The organism is Corynebacterium sp. MSK158 (genome assembly GCF_030229085.1).
Lineage (GTDB): Bacteria > Actinomycetota > Actinomycetes > Mycobacteriales > Mycobacteriaceae > Corynebacterium.
This window is the reverse complement of sequence record NZ_JASPHJ010000029.1, coordinates 1-1,538: the sequence shown is the minus strand read 5'-3', so window position 1 is coordinate 1,538 and position 1,538 is coordinate 1. Positions and strand designations below refer to the sequence as shown.

General features: G+C 57.1%; 1 protein-coding gene. It reads right to left on the bottom strand.

All coding sequences use genetic code 11. From position 1 onward, the window contains the following. Positions 1 to 23 precede the first annotated feature (23 nt). A complete protein-coding gene (locus tag QP915_RS11555; protein WP_005324630.1) occupies positions 24 to 1,253 on the bottom strand; it encodes an IS110 family RNA-guided transposase in 1,230 nt (409 codons plus the stop codon). Positions 1,254 to 1,538: the final 285 nt, after the last annotated feature.

The following is a 1,538-nucleotide window of genomic DNA, read 5'->3' as shown; positions in this document are numbered from 1 at the left end:
GAGGGTGATGCTCCTATGTTGTGTCAAGCTGATTTGAGAAGTTCTTCATAAGCCAACCTCAACTCCGGCAAAGGGCGCTTGCCGGTTTCGATATCACTGATTCTCGCCGGGGCACACCCGAGTTTTTCAGCAACCTGGGCTTGCGATAACTGCCTCTCGATCCGTCGAGCTTTGAGTTCATCAACCTCTACCTGGCCCGTTGGAAGAACGGCCTGACCCAAGCACAACACCCGGTAGACCTCCCTGACAATGGCGCGTTTCAGACACCGTAAGATCTCCTTTTTCGACAATCCTTCCTTGGTGCGTTTGGCTACGTAGTCCCTGGTGCGTTGGTCATGATGCATCCGCACCAACGCGATCCGATGCAACGCAGAATTCGCCCGACGATCACCACCCCGGTTGAGACGGTGCCGATGAGTCCGTCCAGAACTAGCCGGAATCGGTGCGGCCCCGCACAGATGAGCTAATGCTGCCTCGGAGTGAATCCGGCCTGGATTATCCCCCACACTGACAATCAGATCAGCAGCCACCACGGAACCACACCCAAATATCGAGGTCACATGCGGATTGATCATCTCAACCAGGATACTGATGTGTTTTTCCAGCTGCGTACCCTGTTTCTGTAAATCACGATAGGTGGTGGCTAATGTCTTCAACGCGAGGAGCACCCCATTTCTGGGGTCGGCCAGGTCAGCTGATGGTCGGCACCGGGACAAGGCCTCCACCATGACCAATGTGGACATCGCACTATAGCGGCGTCGAATCTCATCGGGTGCTGTGACCAGCAACGATTTGATCGTTGTCATCAGTTTCGCTGCTGTCATCACGAGCTGACGGCGGGTGATCTGCAACCCACGGAGGGATTCCACTGGCCCGGAAGTGTCTTTCGGGATGCTTAAGGCTTCCCCGGTGAGCACCTGGCGGGCGGCAGCGACAGCATCAACGGGGTCTGATTTGCCGTCCCGGCGTCGAACGGCCCGGGTAGGGCGTAAGACTTCTACGACTGAGTATTTCTGGGTGCGAAGGTGGCGTGTCAGGCCTGCTCCATAGGAGCTGGTTCCTTCCACACCGACGGTGGTGACACCGTAGGTTGCCATGAACTCTGAAATCGCCACGTAGCCAGGGTTGGTGGCGGGGAAGGTGTCGGTGGCGATGTGCCGGCCGGTGTCCGAAATAACGGCAACAGTGTGGGTATCGGTGTGGGTGTCGATTCCGGCAACGGGGCCGGTGGGGCAGTCGAAAGTGGTAGACATTGGGGATCAGGTCCTGTCTGTGAGCAAACGTGCGGGTGACCCGCGATCCGGGGTTTCCGGGCAGACAAGACGCTGATGGGACGACTACACTAGACACCTGCCGGGGTGGTCACGGTGGAGACGTCACGCTCCTATAAGGTCATGGGCGGATTCACCAGATTGCGGTACAGGGTCGGAACTAACATGGAAGACAGATCACGCTGAAGGCACATGAGGAGATCATGGCCAGTCAAGAAGTGGGTCATTCCACGTGGTTCCGATCCTGTATTCCCATTATCAGCGTCA

Coding starts and splice junctions, on each gene's coding strand:
- QP915_RS11555 (WP_005324630.1), bottom strand. CDS start 1,253: ATGTCTACCACTTTCGACTGCCCCACCGGCCCCGTTGCCGGAATCGAC.